The following is a 15006-nucleotide window of genomic DNA, read 5'->3' as shown; positions in this document are numbered from 1 at the left end:
GTTTCCCGTCCTCCCCTCATGCGGCCTGTGCCTCCTCGTCGACGGCCCCGTCCGCGCCCTCGTCCGTGCCCTCGTCCGTGCCGTCCGCCTCCCGGTGCACCATGTGCAGGTAGGTGTCCTCCAGCGTCGGGCGGCGGACCTCCAGGCCGGCGATCGGGCCGGTCGCGTCCTGGTGGAGTTCCCAGACCAGGCGCGAGGGGTCCTCGGTGCGTTCGCGACGGGGCGTCCCGTCGTCGGCCGTCCAGCGGACCTCGGCCCGGGCGGCGGCCCGGCGGGCCAGCTCCGCCGGGGTGCCGCAGGCCCGGATCCGGCCGCCGACCAGCATCGCGATGCGGTCGGCGAGCCGTTCGGCCTCCACCAGGTCGTGCGTGGTGAGCAGGACGGTGACGTCTTCCTCGCGGGCCAGCCGTTCGACCAGGAGGTGGAACTCGCGCCGCGCCTCGGGGTCGAAGCCGGTGGTCGGCTCGTCCAGGAAGAGGAGTTCGGGGCGGCCGACGATGCCGAGCGCGACGTCCAGCCGCCGGCGCTGGCCGCCGGACAGCCGGTTCACCTGCCGGTCGGCCTGGCCGGTGAGGCCGACCAGGGCCAGCAGTTCGGCCGGGTCGCGCGGGTCGGGGTAGTACGTCGCGAAGTGCGTCACGAGCTCGGCCACCCGCCAGCGCGGGTGGTCGCGCCAGGCCTGCAGGACCAGACCGATCCGCCCGCGCCAGGCGTCGTCGCCCCGCTCCGGGTCCGCGCCGAGGACGCGGACCTCCCCGGCGGAGCGCTGCCGGAAGCCCTCCAGGATCTCGACGGTGGTGGTCTTCCCGGCCCCGTTGGGCCCGAGCAGGGCGAAAACCTCGCCGCGGTGGACGTCCAGATCGATGCCACGCAGAACGTCGACGGCGCCGTACGCCATGGTCAGATCGCGTGCCCGGATCACGGGCTGGGCGGATGCGGGCCGCGTCATCGGGTTGCCTCCGAAGGCTGCTGCCGCCGTGGTGCCGTCCCGGTCTCCGCCGTCGGCCCGGCGGCGCCCTCGACGATCGCCCGGAGCGCCGCCACATGCCCCTCGAAGGCGGTGCGGCCACGCTCCGTCAGCCGTACCCTCGTGCGCCGCTTGCGGCCGCCGCCCTCCTTGCGGATCTCCAGGTATCCGGCCTCTTCCAGGGTGTGCAGTTGTTTGGAGAGCGCGGAGTCGCTGAGCGAGAGGCTGTCGCGGACGAAGGCGAAGTCCGCCCACTCGGTGGCGGCGAGCAGCGAGACCACCGAGAGCCGGGTGGCGGGGTGGATCAGCTCGTCGAAGCCGCTGGGGATGCTCATCGTCCCGCCCCCTCGCGGACCGTCGGTTCGCCGCTGCCGCGCAAGGAGCCGGCCGCCCAGCGGGTCGTCGGCCCGGTGAACACGATGAACACGGCCGTGGACACCGTGGCCTGGACGAGACCGGCGTACACCGGCTCCAGCGACTCGACCAGGTGGCCGGAGAGCAGGACGGTCCCGCCGGTCACCACCGCCCCGGCGACGAACGACGCGAGCAGCCGCCAGTTGGCGCGGGAGTGGTGCAGTCGCATCCGGCTCCTGCGGCTGTACCTCACGGCCAGCGCGCTCAGCAGCGCCACATACGTGGCGAGGCACAGCCAGGAGCCCCACCGGGGCAGGTCCAGTCCCATGCCGGCCAGGAAGAGCCACATGAGCGCGGCCGTGGCGTAGGTCGCGCCGGGGCCGCCGGACGCGGACCGCTCGAACTCGTCGTACACCCGCTCCTGCGGTACACGGATGCGCTGCAGGTCCCGCCATGCCTGTTCGGCGTCCACCGGTGTGCTCACGCTCGTCGTCTCCTAGCCGCAGCCTTCACTTTCCTGAGAGGAAAGTTATCCCCGGCTTTCCCGGAAGGCAAGTCGGGCGCTGCTCACGACCGAGCGGGCCGAGCGGGCCAGCGGGCCCGGGGGCCCGGGGGCCCGGGGGCCGGGACGCGGTCGCGGTCACCGGCCGAGGGCCCGGGTGGTGCGCGGCGGCGCCGTGCTCGCGCGTTCCACCAGGCGGGTCGAGAGCTCCGTGCGAGTGCTCTCCGGGCGGTCGCCGTCCATCATGCGCAGCAGCAGGCGCAGGGCGGTGGCGGCCATCTCGGAGAGGGGCTGCCGCACCGTGGTCAGGGCCGGGGTGGCCCAGCGGGCCTCGGGCAGGTCGTCGAAGCCGACCACGCTCACGTCGTCCGGCACCTTCAGGCCCCGTTCGGCCAGAGCCTCGTACACGCCGAGGGTCATCACGTCCGAGCAGACGAACACGGCCGTGGGCGGGACCGGCAGGTCCAGCAGCTCCCGCGTGCGGCGCCGGGCCGCGGCCCGGTCGAAGCCGGCGTGGCGGACGTACTCGGGGCGATGGCGCAGGCCCGCCGAGGCCAGGGCGGAGCGGTAGCCGGCGACCCGCGCGCCGCTGCCCGGCATGCGCCGCCGGCCGGCGATGACGGCGATCCGTTCGTGCCCCAGGCTCAACAGGTGCTCGGCCGCCGTCACCCCGCCCCGCCAGTTGGCCGCGCCCACGGACACCACGCCCGGGGGCGGTTCCTCCGCCGGGTCGATCATCACGAAGGGGATGCGGTGGCGCTCCAGCCAGGCGTACTGGGCGGCGGTCAGTTCGGCCAGGTTGAACAGCACTCCGGACGAACCGCGCGCGACCAGCCGGTCCAGTCGGCCGCGCTCCGGCCGCGGCCGCTCCCCGGCCCCGGCGCCGGACCGGGGGCGGTCCAGGCCGGCCGAGACCACGACCTCGAGCCCCGCGTCGTACGCCGCCTCCTCCACCCCGTGCAGCACCGCGCCCGACCAGGAGCTCTCCAGGGAGTGCACGATGAGGTCGACCAGCCGGGGCGCGTGCGTGGCGTCGAAGCGGGGTCTGCGCACATAGCCGAGCCGGTCCAGGGCCTCCGTGACGCGGCGGCGGGTCTCGGGCGCCACGTCCTCACGCCCGTTGACCACCTTGGACGCGGTCGGCACCGAGACCCCCGCCTCCCGGGCCACCACCGCCAGCGTCGGCCCGGCCGACGTGCTCGCACTCGCCGTACGGCCCATCGGTCAACCACCTCTCCGGCCCGCCCGGGGCCCGGGGATAGAAAGCGCTTCCTATCCTAGGTGTGCCGCGTCACGGCGGGAAGACGCGGGAAGCGAGGGGCCGCGCGGCGGGCGGCCCCGGGCCCGGTCAGTCCGCGAAGGCGGCGACGGCGTCGAGGCCGGCGTGGTGGAGGGTCCGGTGCACGGCCGGGCGGGCCCCGCGGACGGTGATGTCGGCCGGCTCCGGGACCCGGGTGACCGCCCGCAGCAGCGCGTAGGCGCAGGCCAGGTCGATGTGGTGCAGGTCGCTCATCTCCAGGGTCCACGTGCCGGGCTGCCGCAGGCGGTGGTCGAGGAGGAGCTCCTCCAGCACGCGCAGCGCGGGAGCGTCCAGGTTGCCGGAGAAGGCCAGCACGGCGTGCTGCCCGTCGGCCTCGGCGATCCTCACGGGGGCGGACTGGCTCGGGCGATGAGGGTCGACGGTCACGACGGCCTCCTCAGCGGCACATGGCGGACGTGCGTGTGCTCCATTGTCCCTCAGCCGCGTCGAGCCGGACGTCCGGAATAGATCCGCTCGCCGTACCGCTGTGGCATGAGCAGTGCATCAGTGCGGCGAAGGGCTGGTGAGCGCGTCATGGCAGACCGGAAGAGACCCGTGGTCAGTACGCCGTACGGGGCGGTGCGCGGCAGGTACGAGCACGGGACCGCCGTGTTCCGGGGTATCCCGTACGCGGCGCCCCCCTTCGGGCCCCGCCGGTTCCGGCCGCCCGAGCCGCCCGAGCCCTGGGACGGCGTACGCGACGCGGGCTCCTTCGGCCCCACGGCGCCGAAACCGCCGTACTCCGAGGCCTTCGCCCGGTACCTCTCCGACCCGGCGATCCCCGGCGAGGACTGCCTCAACCTCAACGTCTGGACCCCGGAGCCGGGCCCCCACGCCCGCCTGCCGGTCCTGGTCTGGCTGCACGGCGGCGCACTGACCAGGGGCTCGTCCGCCGTGCCCGTCTACGACGGCCGCACCTTCGCCCGGGACGGCGTGGTCTGCGTGTCGATCAACTACCGGCTGGGCGTCGAGGGCTACGGACTGTTCCCGGACGCCCCCGCCAACGCCGGCCTGCGCGACCAGCTCGCCGCCCTGGAGTGGGTGCGCGAGTCGATCGCCGCCTTCGGCGGCGACCCCGACCGGGTCACCCTCGCCGGCCAGTCCGCCGGAGCCATCAGCACCGGCGCCCTCCTCGCCGCCCCGCGGGCCCAGGGCCTCTTCCGGCGGGCCGTGCTGCAGAGCGGCGCCCCGGAGGCCGCCGAGCGCGACAAGGTGCGGCGGATGGTCCGCCGCATGGCCTCGCGCCTGAAGATCCCCGCCACCGCGGAGGCCTTCGCCGCCGCCGACCGCGACGAGCTGCTGCGCGCCCAGGCCGAGGTGGGCAGGTTCAGCAGTCCCGTACTCGGCGGACCCGCCTTCGGCATCGTCGTCGACGGGGACGTGCTTCCCCGCGATCCGCTGGAGGCGCTCGTCGAGGGCGGGGCGGCACCCGGTGTCGACCTGATGATGGGCTGGACCCGTGACGAGTACCGGCTGTGGCTGGTGCCCGGCGGTCTCCTCGAACGCGTCGACCGGCTCGGCGCCGTCGCCCTCGCCGGCGCGCGCGCCCGCGTCCACTGCGGCAACGAGGTCGTACGCGGCTACCGCGCCGTGCACGCCGGTGCCGCCGAGACCGTCGGCCAGTTGGTCACCGACCACCTGCTCCGCATCCCGATGCACCGCCTGGCCGACGCGCGGCCGGGTTCGTCCTACGTCTACGAGTTCGCCTGGCCGTCGGGCCTGCCCGGCCTCGGCGCCTGCCACGCCCTGGAACTGGGCTTCGTCTTCGACTCCGGGGACACGCCCGATTCCCGCAGGCTCGCGGGGGAGGGTGCTCCCCAGGAGCTGGCCGACGCGATGCACGGGGCGTGGGTGCGGTTCGCGGAGTGCGGGGACCCGGGCTGGACGGCGTGGGACGCCACGCATCCCGTGCGAGTGTTCGGGGACGGCGCCCCGTACGTGGAGTACGGGCCGCGTGACGCCGAGTTCGACCTGTGGGAGGCCGACGTCACCATGCGAGGAATGCGGTCCAGGCGGCTGGTTCGACGGTGATGGTGTCGCCGACGGTTGTTTTGGAGTCGCGGATGTGGATGGTGGTGGGTTGGATGGCGACTTCTACGCAGGCGCCGCCTTCGCTTCCGCTGTAGCTGGACTTGAACCACTTGAGTTCGGTGCCGCTCATGCTTCTCCCAGAAGACGATCCAACATGGCCCTCGTCTCCTCGGTGTTGAGGGCCTGCGTTCGCAGCATCGCATACTTCTGGGTCAGGATCCCCACCCCATCGGGATCGGCGATCAACTGGCTGCCCCGCTGAGTTTCCATGTAGGCGAGCCGCTGGTATTCGGGTGTTTCGAGCAGGATGAACGGGCCATCGAGTCCGGCGTGGGAGGTTCGGCCGAGTGGCAGGACCTGGAGGGTGATTCCAGGTACGTCGACGTGCTCCCGCAGCTTCCGAACCTGCTCGACGTATACGTCGCGTCCGCCCAAGTGGTCTCGCAGCGCGGCCTCCCAGATGACGAAGCTCACGGTGGGCGGCACTTTGCGGTGAAGAATTGATTGACGGTCGATGCGACCAGCGACCAACTGCGCGATCGAGTCGTCGTCATAGACCGGTACCCGGCTCCGGAAGACGGCTTGGGCGTAGGCCTCTGTTTGCAGCAGACCGGGAATGGCCAAACCCTCATACCACGAGATCGCGAAGGCCTCCCGCTCCCTGTCGATGTACTCCTCCGCCCACAACGGAACCAGATCCACTTCCGGCATCCTGCTCAACGCAACCGACAACGCCCCTTTTGTCTCAAGGAGTTCGTCGAGCTGCTCGGCGAGATCCGGCTTCAGCGGCCGCCTGCCCTGCTCGATCGACGCGATCTGCTGCTCGCCGATGACGAACCTCTCGCCCAGTGACCGCTGCGTGTGTCCGGCCGCCTGGCGGTAGAGGGCGAGCAGCGCCCCCACCATCTTCATCGCGGAGGCGTTCCTCCGTGTCGTCGTGCCCATGAGGTCGAACTCCCCAGCCGTGCGCGTACGTTCACCCTCGCGCGCCCGTACAGACCTGCTGTACGGCAGCGCGTTCTGTCTCATCATGACCACGGAGCGTGACCATCGTCACGTGAACAAGGAAACTCAACCCCCGTCCCCGCGTGAACGCCTCTACCGCCGGGAACGCCGGTCGGTCCCCGCCGCGAGGGCGTTCGCGCGCGAGGCGCTCGACGCGTGGGGCATGCGCGAGCGCGCGGACGACGTGGTGCTGTGCGTCAGCGAACTGGCGACCAACGCCCTGGTGCACGGCGTGCCGCCCGGCCGGGGCTTCCTGCTGCGCCTGCTGCCGTACGGCGACGGCGTCCGCGTCGAGGTGCACGACAGCGGGGACGGCGTACCGGCGGTGCCGCGGACGGACGTACGCGAGCCCGGGGAGGGCGGACGCGGACTGCTGCTGGTCTCGGAGCTGGCGGACAAGTGGGGCGTGGCGGAGCGGAATCCCGGCAAGACGGTGTGGTGCGAGCTGGGCGGCGCCTACTTCCCGCCCCACCGCCGAGCACCCGTCACCTGAGCGACGCCGACGGCGACACCCACCACCACCCCGGCGGCGATCACGCGCCCCAGCCCGAAGCCGGCACCGCTCACCGGAACCACCGAGGCGGTCAGCACCACGCCGGCCCCGGCGCAGGCCGCGATCGCCTCCGCCCACACGCGTGCGGCCCCGCGTCCCCACCTCCAGGGCCACGTCTCACTCATCACCAGGTAGGCGACCAGCAGCCCGATCACGCAGGCGCCCTCCCACCAGGCCGGATCACCGGACGCCGCGATCACCACGACACTCCCCGCCAGCACCGTCGTCCGCTGCCGCAGCAGGAGGTGGGACCACCGTGCGGACTCCAGCGACGGCCGTCGGTCCAGCGACGGCGCCGCCCACAGCGCGAGGGCGACCGCGCATCCGAACACGACCGCACCCGGCCCACCGCTCACCGTCGCCCACGGCCGCCACGCCATCACGACGGACGCCGCTCCGAGCAGACGGACCGGCAGGGTGCCGACCCAGTACGCCAGGTACTCCCGAAGGCCGGCCCGTGCGTCGAGCACCGTCATCCCGCGCGCCCCCTCCCGCCGACCCGCCCCGACCGCAGCGGCGCCAACGCCAGGTCCAACGACTCACCCACGACGTGCCGCAGCACCGGCACCCCGCTGTCCCGCAGGGCGAAGCGCATCGCGTCCCGCTCCGCGTGCCACAGCCGCAGCCCCAGCTCGCCCGCCGTGTCCCCGGGCTCGACCCGCGGGTCCCCGCTCGGGATCTCCACGACGACCGGGCGGCGCCCCCGCGCCTGAAGGTCCCGCAGTACCTTCAGCACCCGCGCGTCACTCAGCGGGGTGAACACGTACACGAGCGCTCCCTCCGGCAGCGCGGGCGGCGGCACCCGTTCGAGGCCGGAGGCGTCGAACCGCCGGTCCCTGCGGACGTCGAGGACGCTCTCCACGATGCGGTAGAACGCCGCGTCCCCGGTGCCCGGCGCCAGCCAGCGTGTGGTGCCCCCGGTCGAGACGACCCCCACCCGGTCGTGGGTGCGCAGGTAGGCCCGGGCGAGCCCGGTGGCGGCCCGCACCGTCTCGTCCAGGGACGACAGCCCGGTCACCGGGTCGACGACGTCCCCGAACGCGTCGAGCAGCATCACCGTGTCGGCGGCCCGCTCGGCCGCGAACCGGTGCAGTTGCACCGACCCGCGCCGGGTCGTCGACGGCCAGTGGATGCGCCGCTGCCGTTCCCCCGGCACCCAGGGGCCCACTCCGATGACCTCGACGCCCTCTCCGGCCTGCGGCGAGGCGTGCTCGCCGAGCCGCTGCGGCAGCCGTGCCGGGATCGGCGTGAACCTCGCCTGCGTGGCGCGCGGGAACACGGACACCTCCGCCGCCGCGACGCGCACGGTGCGGCGCACGGTGCCCCCGGCGTCGTACACGTCGAGGTCCACCGGCCCGAGCGACCAGCGGCCCCAGTGCAGCGCGGTGTGGCGCAGCGTCACCGTGGACGGGCCGACGACGACCTCGTCGAGCCGCAGTCCCGGGCCGAGCGTGACGCCGGGGTCGAGGCGGACGGCGTCCCCGTCGTGGGCCACCGAGACGCGGACGGTGACGGTGTCGCCCTCGAAGCAGCGGCCCGGTTCGACGGCCACCGACGTCTCGACGCGCCGGGCTTGGGCGCGGGGCAGCGCCAGCGCGAGCAGCACCAGCGGCGCCGCCGCGAGCGCCAGCAGCCACGCCCGCCCGGTGAGCAGTGCGGCGGACAGCGCGACGGCGGCGACGGTCAGCAGGCGCAGCGTCCGCTCGCCCGGGCGCGGCCCGCCGGGCGGCGGGGGCGGCGGCTGCGCCGGGGAGGTGCGCCCCTCCAGGGCGCGGACCACGGCGGCGTTCGGCGGCGGCACGGGAGCGGGCGCGGTCACGACGACACGGCGGCGGCCGTACGCCGCGTCGTCGGCGTGCCGACACTGCCGACGATCTCGCGGAGCACATCGTCCGTGGACACCTCGCGTACCCACAACTCCGGCCGGAGCGAGACCCGGTGGGCCAGCGCGGGCACCGCGAGGGCCTTGACGTCCTCCGGGACGACGAAGTCGCGGCCGTCCAGCACGGCGCGGGCGCGGGCGAGCTGGACCAGGGCGAGTCCGCCGCGCGGCGAGGCGCCGATGCTGATCTGAGGATGGTCGCGGGTCGCGCCGACGAGCGCGACGGCGTACTCCAGCAGGTCGTCGTCGATCTCCACGCGCTCCACGACGGCCCGCCACGCCACGACGTCCTTCGGCCCCGCGAGCCTGTCGAGCACGGCCTCGGGCGCGGCCCGGTCGATGCGGGCCCGCAGCATCGCCAGCTCCTGGCGGGCGGTCAGATAGCCCATCCGGACGCGTAGCTGGAACCGGTCGAGCTGGGCCTCGGGCAGGGAGTAGGTGCCCTCGTACTCCACCGGGTTGGCCGTCGCGACGACCAGGAACGGGTCGGCGAGCGGTCGGGTCTCGCCGTCCACGGTCACCTGCGACTCGGCCATCGCCTCCAGCAGCGCGGCCTGGGTCTTGGGCGGCGTCCGGTTGATCTCGTCGGCGAGCAGGAGGTGGGTGAAGACCGGGCCGGGGTGGAAGACCATCTCACCGGTGCGCTGGTCGTACAGCGGCGTTCCGGTGACGTCGGAGGGCAGCAGGTCGGGCGTGAACTGGATGCGGCGGAAGTCCAGGCCGAGCGTGGTGGCGAAGGACCGCGCGAGGAGCGTCTTGCCGAGCCCCGGCAGGTCCTCCACGAGGACGTGGCCGCCGGCCAGTACGCCCAGCATCACCAGTTCGAGGGCGTCCGGCTTGCCGACCACGGCACGGCCTATCTCGCGCAGTACGGCGCCGGCCTGCTCGCCGACCTGTTCGGCGGTGCGGAGCCGGGGCGTGGGGTCAGTCGTCACGTCGCTTGTTCCTTACCGGTGCGGGGGTACGAGTGCGGGGTGCGCCGAGCGTTTCGAGCCGGTCGACGAGGCGGCGCAGCACGTCGACGGGAACCTCGCCGTCGGGCCCGGTCCGCGGCGGCTCGGGGCCGAGCCACGGCCACAGCTCGGGGCCGATCAACTCGGCTGCCCGCCCGGGCTGCTGGTCGAGCGAGACGTGGTGGTGCTCGGCGAGCGCGGCGGCGTATAGACGGCGCAGCTCGGGCCGGAGGACCGCACGGTAGTAGAGGGCGCCGTCCGGTCCGGTCGCGGTCCCCACGTTCCGTCGCCACTCGCCCATACCCGGCGCCCGCGTCCGCAGCAGCCGCACCTCGTCCCGGCGTCCGGAGTCGAAGGCGCCCGCCCCGGCGACGTACCGGGAGACGATCAGCGCCACGACGACGAGCAGGGTCAGGAGGGCTCCGGCCGCCTCGGCGCCGTCGAGGAGCAGGACGAGCAGGACACCGGAGCCGGCGACCGCGCCGCCGAACAGCCCGAGCCGGCCCAGGGTGAGCAGGTCCCCTCCCGGAGCCTCTTCGGCCGGCCGGTTCACCGCGCGCCCTCCCGGTCCCGGAGCAGCGAGGCGATGTCCTCCAGGGCGCCGGCCGCGGCCCCGCGGTGCGAGGCGTCCATCGGGTGCGAGGAATAGCGGGCCTCGCGGAACAAGGCGGTGAGGCGTGGTGCGGCCGGGCCGGGCGCGAGGCCCGCGTCGACGGCGCGGGTGAGCAGATCGGCGGGGCTGTCGGAGACGTGCCGCGGCACGCCGGACGCGACGAGGGCGTCCTCCATCCCGGCGTAGCAGGCGATGACGGCCGCACGGGCGTCACCGGTGGCGGCCAGCGCGCGGCGGCCCGACCGCACGGCGGACAGGAGCAGGCGCGCGTCGTCGTCCTCCGTCACGCTGCCCGGGAGGCCGGGGCGCTGCGGCACCCTGAGTCCGAGCCGTCGCAGCCGTCGCACCACGGCCACCGTGACGACCACGACGACGACCGCGGCCAGCAGGCCGAGGACGAGGTACAGCGGCAGGGACCAAGGGTGCGCCGGATCCCCAGAGTCCGCACTGGGCAGCGGCCTGCCCGGATCCGGCCGGGTGGGGGCCGGGACCGGGGTGATCGGCGGTGGGGTGGATTGTGGGCTGCCGCGCGAGAACCGGTGCAGGACCAGCGCCAGGACGCCGATGGCACCCGCCCCGACGAGCAGCAGCGGCGCGGCGATCTCCCGCAGCCGTTCCTCGCCCGGTGGCAGCGCGGCACGGTAGGTGTCGAACCGGGGGCGAAGGCGCTTGACGGCCGTCATGACTCCGACCGCCCAGGCGACGGACGATCCGATGGCGACGATGCCCCAGTGGCCCAGCGGCCCCTTGCCGGAGTGCAGCAGTCCCTCCGCGGGCCGCAGCGCGAGCGCGGCGACGGCCAGCGCCCCGACCACCGAGACGGCGACCACCGCCCCGGGCACCACGCGCCGCCTCGCCCGTCCCCCCTGTTCCATGCCGCCCCCTGCTGAACCCGTCGCCCCCGAACGCCAGTTCACCGCAATCTTGGCACATGCCGCACCGACGGCCTACGGCACGGCTCGCGGCCCCGCGGCCCCGCGGCCCCGCGGCCCCGCGGCCCCGCGGCCCCGCGACCTCGCGGCCCCGCAGCCCCGCGACCTCGCGACCTCGCGGCCTCGCGGCCTCGCGGCCCCGCGCCCCCGCGGCCACCGGTCACCCCGGTGTCAGCGCCGCAGCGACCGACCTGATCGCCTCCGGCCCCACCCGGCAGCACCCGCCGACCAGGCGCGCCCCGGCCGCCCGCCAGCCCCGTACCTCCCCGGCGGCGAACGAGGAACGCCCCCGCCACGCCCGTGCCTCGGCGTCCCAGGCCTCCCCGCTGTTGGGGTAGACGACGACCGGTTTGCCGGTGACCCGGGCGGCCGTCTCGACCGCGCCCGCCACGTCCTCGGGGGCGCAGCAGTTCACGCCCACCGCGATCACCTCGTCGGCGTCCGCGGCCAGGGCGAAGGCCTCCTCCAGCGGCTGGCCGGCGCGGGTGCGGTCGCCCGCGACGGTGTACGACAGCCAGGCCGGCACGCCCAGGTGGCGCACCGCCCGCAGCAGCGCCGCCGCCTCCTCGGTGTCGGGGACCGTCTCCAGCGCGAGGACGTCGGGCCGGGCGGCGGCCAGGACCTCCAGGCGGGGCCGGTGGAAACGCTCCAGCTCCCCGGCACCGAGCCCGTACCGGCCCCGGTACTCGGAGCCGTCCGCGAGCATCGCCCCGTAGGGCCCCGCCGACGCCGCCACCCACAAGCGGCGGTCCGTCCGTGCGCGCCGGGCCGCCTCCCGCGCCGACTCCACACTCAGCGCCATGAGTTCCGACGCCGCGTGCCGCCCGACCCCGTGCCGGGCGAAGCCCTCGAAGGTGGCCTGGTAGCTCGCCGTGATCGCCACGTCCGCGCCGGCCTCGAAGTAGGCGAGGTGCGCCTCGCCGATCGCCTCCGGCTCCTCGGCGAGCAGCCGCGCCGACCACAGTCCGTCGCTCAGGTCGTGGCCCGCCGACTCCAGTTGGTTGGACATGCCGCCGTCGAGGACGAGGGGGCGGCCGGAGACGAGGGCGTCGGCGAAGTCGCTGGTCATGGCGCGAGGGTAGTCAGTGACCCCCGCCCGGCGAAGGGCCTGTCCCCCGTGCGAGCTACAGCCGGGTGTCCACCGTGAGGTGACGACCTGCGGCCGCCGGATCCGTAGCGTCCGGTGCAGCCCGCGGCACACCGGCCGCGGCCCGCAGGAGGGGTTCCCGTGAGGTTTGTCTGGCAGTTCCTGGCCGTCGTGGCGATCTACGCGCTGGGCGGCATAGCCGTCACCGCGGTGAAGGAGAACGACTGGCTCACGCTCGTCCTCGGTCTCACGGCGGCCGCGCTGGTCGTGCTCGTGTACGCGTGGGTGGTGCGGCGGACCGAGCACCGGCCCGCCCTGGACGTGGCCCGGGAAGGCGCCGTGGCCAAGACCGGCTGGGGCGTCCTGATCGGCGCGGGGATGTTCGCGGCCGTCATCGTGAACCTCTTCGCCTCCGGGCACTACGACGTCGAGGGCCTGGGCTCGGTGACGGGCGCGCTGGGGCTGCTCGGGTTCATGGCCGCCGCCGCGGCGGCCGAGGAAGTGGTGTACCGCGGGGTGCTGTTCAGGATCGTCGAGGAGCGCACCGGCACGTACCTCGCGCTGGTGCTGACCGGGCTCGTGTTCGGCCTCTCGCACCTGCTCAACGAGCACGCGACCCTGTGGGGCGGCCTCGCCATCGCCATCGAGGCCGGCTTCATGCTCGCCGCCGCGTACGCCGCCACCCGCAGCCTCTGGCTGACGATCGGCGTGCACTTCGGCTGGAACTTCGCCGCGGCCGGCGTCTTCAGCACCGAGGTCTCCGGCAACGGCGCCAACCAGGGGCTGCTGGACTCCTCCACGTCCGGTCCGGAACTGCTCACCGGCGGCGCGTTCGGGCCGGAGGGCAGCGTGTACTCGGTGGGCTTCGGGGCGCTCCTGACCCTGGTCTTCCTGTGGCTGGCCCACCGGCGCGGCAACATCGTGCCCTTCGGCTCCCGGCGGGCCGCGGGCGCCGACTCCGCGGCTAAACTGCCCCGGTGATCGTTCGTCGGCGTGTCCTGGAGTCGTGGCACCGGCTCGACGTCACGGTCCGGGACCTCCCGCTCGGGATACTGCTCCTCGTGGCGTCGGCGGTGCCGGCGCTGCACGGCAACGGCACGGAGGTCGGCGGTCTGCCGACCCGGCCCGTCGACGCGCTGGCCGGTGTGGCGGGCGTCCTGCAGTGCCTCCCGCTCGCCCTGCGCCGGCGGTGGCCGCTCGTCTGCCTCGCCCTGGTGTCGTGCGGCTTCTCCCTCGACCAACTGCGGGGCTACCACCTCTTCGCGGGCACCGCGCTGCCCATCGCGCTGCTGAGCGCCGGGTCGTATCTGGAGCGGTACCGGCGCGCCACCCTGGTCGCCGGCTCCGTGGCGTTCGCGGTCCTGTCGGTCGCGCTGCACCGGCGGGGGCCCGGCGACCCGGCGGTCGAGTTCGTGACGTTCTACCTGGTGCTCGGCCTCACCTGGGGCGTCGGCGCGTGGATGCGCTCCGCCCGGGTCGCGGAGGCCGAGCGCCGCGGCCGCGTCGCCGAGGACGCCCGTACCGCCGAACGCACCCGCATCGCCCGCGAGCTGCACGACGTCGTCACCCATCATGTGACGGCGATGGTCGTGCAGTCCGAGGCGGCCCGGTACCTGACCGCCGCGCCCGACCGGCTCGACCAGGCCCTGACCGCCGTCAGCGACACCGGCCGGCGTGCCATCACCGACCTGCGGCACCTGCTCGACCTGCTCAACCCCGACTACGGCACCGGCCACGGCGGCGAGGACCGGACGCCCCCCGTCGGCCGGGTGCTCACGCTCGTCGAGCAGACGCGACTGGCCGGGCAGCCCGTGGAGTTCACCGAGGAGGGCACTCCGCCCGCCTCGACCGGCAGCGCCGACCTGGTGGCCTACCGGGTCGTGCAGGAAGCCCTGACCAACGCGCTCAAGTACGACCACGGCGGCCGGACCTCGGTCCTGGTCCGCCATGGGGAGAGGGAGATCACCGTGGAGGTCGGCACGGACGGTTCCGGTTCGCGGGCCGGTTCCCCCGGCGGCAGCGGCCGGGGACTGGAGGGCCTGCGCGAACGGGTCGGCGTCCTGGGCGGCGACTTCAGCGCGGGCCGGGGGACCGGCGGCGGCTTCCTCGTACGGGCGCGGATACCCGCGGGCGGCCCGGTATGAGCGCGCCGGTCCGGGTCCTGGTCTGCGACGACCAGGTGCTGATCCGCACCGGGCTGTCGACGATCATCGACGCGCAGCCCGACCTGGCGGTGGCGGGGGAGTGCGGGGACGGCCGGAGCGCGGTGGAACTGGCCGCCGAACTGCGCCCGGACGTCGTGGTCATGGACGTCCGCATGCCGGTGCTCGACGGCATCGAGGCCACCCGCCTGCTGGCCGGTGCCGGGGTGCGGCACCCCGTCAAGGTGCTCGTGGTGACGACCTTCAACCTGGACGAGTACGTCTACGAGGCGCTGCGGGCGGGAGCGAGCGGGTTCCTGCTCAAGGACGCGCCGCCGGACCGGCTGCTGCACGGCATCCGGACCGTGGCCATGGGCGCGGCGCTGCTGGACCCCGACGTGACGCGGCGGCTCGTGGGCCGGTACGCCGCCCGCATCCGGCCCGCCGAGGGCAGCGCGGCGGACGTCCCGCTGACACCCCGCGAACTGGAGGTCCTGCGCCTGATCGCGGACGGGCTGTCCAACAGCGAGATCGCCGCGGCGCTCGTCATCAGCCACGAGACCGTCAAGACCTTCGTCTCCCGCATCCTCACCAAGCTCGACCTGCGCGACCGGGTCCAGGCCGTCGTCTACGCCTACCGGCACGGCCTGGTGACCTGACACGCCGTGCGGGTCCGCGGCGTCGGA

18 protein-coding genes are annotated in these 15006 nt (G+C 74.5%); 5 read left to right on the top strand and 13 right to left on the bottom strand.

Features of this window, described 5'->3' with window-relative positions:
• Positions 1-16 precede the first annotated feature (16 nt).
• The 5 genes from B1H29_RS07820 to B1H29_RS07800 form a co-directional block, all read right to left on the bottom strand.
• Positions 17-949 carry an ABC transporter ATP-binding protein gene (locus B1H29_RS07820; RefSeq protein ID WP_055419549.1) on the bottom strand — a complete coding sequence of 311 codons (933 nt, stop codon included), beginning with the start codon at positions 947-949 and terminating at the stop codon, positions 17-19.
• Positions 946-1302 (bottom strand): transcriptional regulator, encoded by a 357-nt coding sequence (locus tag B1H29_RS07815; RefSeq protein WP_055419548.1) that lies wholly within the window; start codon positions 1300-1302, stop codon positions 946-948. Before B1H29_RS07815 ends, B1H29_RS07820 begins: the two co-directional genes overlap by 4 nt.
• Positions 1299-1805, bottom strand: a complete 507-nt coding sequence (locus B1H29_RS07810) for a hypothetical protein (protein WP_199832378.1) — start codon at positions 1803-1805, stop codon at positions 1299-1301. The genes B1H29_RS07815 and B1H29_RS07810 overlap by 4 nt, the downstream gene beginning before the upstream one ends.
• Before the next feature lie 156 nt (positions 1806-1961).
• The gene (locus B1H29_RS07805; RefSeq protein ID WP_055419546.1) at positions 1962-3044 is read right to left on the bottom strand and encodes a LacI family DNA-binding transcriptional regulator; all 1083 of its coding nucleotides are present in this window, start codon (positions 3042-3044) and stop codon (positions 1962-1964) included.
• A 127-nt stretch (positions 3045-3171) separates the two neighbouring features.
• Complete coding sequence (locus B1H29_RS07800) at positions 3172-3510, bottom strand: STAS domain-containing protein (RefSeq protein WP_055419545.1); 339 nt, start codon at positions 3508-3510, stop codon at positions 3172-3174.
• A gap of 147 nt (positions 3511-3657) precedes the next feature.
• Between B1H29_RS07800 and B1H29_RS07795 the strand changes: the two genes are divergently transcribed.
• A complete protein-coding gene (locus tag B1H29_RS07795) occupies positions 3658-5154 on the top strand; it encodes a carboxylesterase/lipase family protein (RefSeq protein WP_055419544.1) in 1497 nt (498 codons plus the stop codon).
• Here the strand turns inward: B1H29_RS07795 and B1H29_RS07790 are convergent.
• Both B1H29_RS07790 and B1H29_RS07785 read right to left on the bottom strand, forming a co-directional pair.
• On the bottom strand, positions 5111-5284 hold the full coding sequence (locus B1H29_RS07790; protein ID WP_079160081.1) for a DUF397 domain-containing protein: 174 nt from the start codon (positions 5282-5284) through the stop codon (positions 5111-5113). The genes B1H29_RS07795 and B1H29_RS07790 overlap by 44 nt on opposite strands.
• The gene (locus B1H29_RS07785) at positions 5281-6099 is read right to left on the bottom strand and encodes a helix-turn-helix domain-containing protein (protein ID WP_055419953.1); all 819 of its coding nucleotides are present in this window, start codon (positions 6097-6099) and stop codon (positions 5281-5283) included. The genes B1H29_RS07790 and B1H29_RS07785 overlap by 4 nt, the downstream gene beginning before the upstream one ends.
• A gap of 112 nt (positions 6100-6211) precedes the next feature.
• Here B1H29_RS07785 and B1H29_RS07780 point away from each other — a divergent pair, with 112 nt between their 5' ends.
• Entirely contained in the window at positions 6212-6652 is a 441-nt protein-coding gene (locus B1H29_RS07780; protein WP_167392517.1) for an ATP-binding protein, read from the top strand.
• Here the strand turns inward: B1H29_RS07780 and B1H29_RS07775 are convergent.
• The 6 genes from B1H29_RS07775 to mmuM form a co-directional block, all read right to left on the bottom strand.
• Positions 6616-7188, bottom strand: coding sequence for a hypothetical protein (locus B1H29_RS07775; protein ID WP_055419543.1), 573 nt, complete (start codon positions 7186-7188; stop codon positions 6616-6618). The genes B1H29_RS07780 and B1H29_RS07775 overlap by 37 nt on opposite strands.
• Complete coding sequence (locus B1H29_RS07770) at positions 7185-8531, bottom strand: DUF58 domain-containing protein (RefSeq protein ID WP_055419542.1); 1347 nt, start codon at positions 8529-8531, stop codon at positions 7185-7187. Before B1H29_RS07770 ends, B1H29_RS07775 begins: the two co-directional genes overlap by 4 nt.
• Positions 8528-9529 (bottom strand): AAA family ATPase, encoded by a 1002-nt coding sequence (locus tag B1H29_RS07765; protein WP_055419541.1) that lies wholly within the window; start codon positions 9527-9529, stop codon positions 8528-8530. The genes B1H29_RS07770 and B1H29_RS07765 overlap by 4 nt, the downstream gene beginning before the upstream one ends.
• Positions 9519-10100, bottom strand: coding sequence for a hypothetical protein (locus B1H29_RS07760; protein WP_107095310.1), 582 nt, complete (start codon positions 10098-10100; stop codon positions 9519-9521). The genes B1H29_RS07765 and B1H29_RS07760 overlap by 11 nt, the downstream gene beginning before the upstream one ends.
• Positions 10097-11035 carry a DUF4129 domain-containing protein gene (locus B1H29_RS07755; RefSeq protein WP_055419540.1) on the bottom strand — a complete coding sequence of 313 codons (939 nt, stop codon included), beginning with the start codon at positions 11033-11035 and terminating at the stop codon, positions 10097-10099. Before B1H29_RS07755 ends, B1H29_RS07760 begins: the two co-directional genes overlap by 4 nt.
• A gap of 217 nt (positions 11036-11252) precedes the next feature.
• Positions 11253-12161: a homocysteine S-methyltransferase gene (gene mmuM / locus B1H29_RS07750; protein WP_055419539.1), complete on the bottom strand. Its 909-nt coding sequence runs from the start codon at positions 12159-12161 to the stop codon at positions 11253-11255.
• A 159-nt stretch (positions 12162-12320) separates the two neighbouring features.
• On the opposite strand from mmuM, the gene B1H29_RS07745 reads away from it, so the two are divergent.
• The 3 genes from B1H29_RS07745 to B1H29_RS07735 are packed head-to-tail and all read left to right on the top strand — an operon-like array spanning position 12321 to position 14979.
• Complete coding sequence (locus B1H29_RS07745; protein WP_055419538.1) at positions 12321-13160, top strand: CPBP family intramembrane glutamic endopeptidase; 840 nt, start codon at positions 12321-12323, stop codon at positions 13158-13160.
• A complete protein-coding gene (locus tag B1H29_RS07740) occupies positions 13157-14323 on the top strand; it encodes a sensor histidine kinase (RefSeq protein WP_055419537.1) in 1167 nt (388 codons plus the stop codon). The genes B1H29_RS07745 and B1H29_RS07740 overlap by 4 nt, the downstream gene beginning before the upstream one ends.
• On the top strand, positions 14320-14979 hold the full coding sequence (locus tag B1H29_RS07735; RefSeq protein ID WP_055419536.1) for a response regulator: 660 nt from the start codon (positions 14320-14322) through the stop codon (positions 14977-14979). Before B1H29_RS07740 ends, B1H29_RS07735 begins: the two co-directional genes overlap by 4 nt.
• Positions 14980-15006 lie beyond the last annotated feature (27 nt).

Origin of the sequence: Streptomyces pactum (assembly GCF_002005225.1) — a bacterium.
In the GTDB taxonomy this organism is placed as follows: Bacteria; Actinomycetota; Actinomycetes; order Streptomycetales; family Streptomycetaceae; genus Streptomyces; species Streptomyces pactum_A.
The sequence above is the reverse complement of the archived record's forward strand: the minus strand, read 5'-3'. Positions and strand labels throughout refer to the sequence as shown.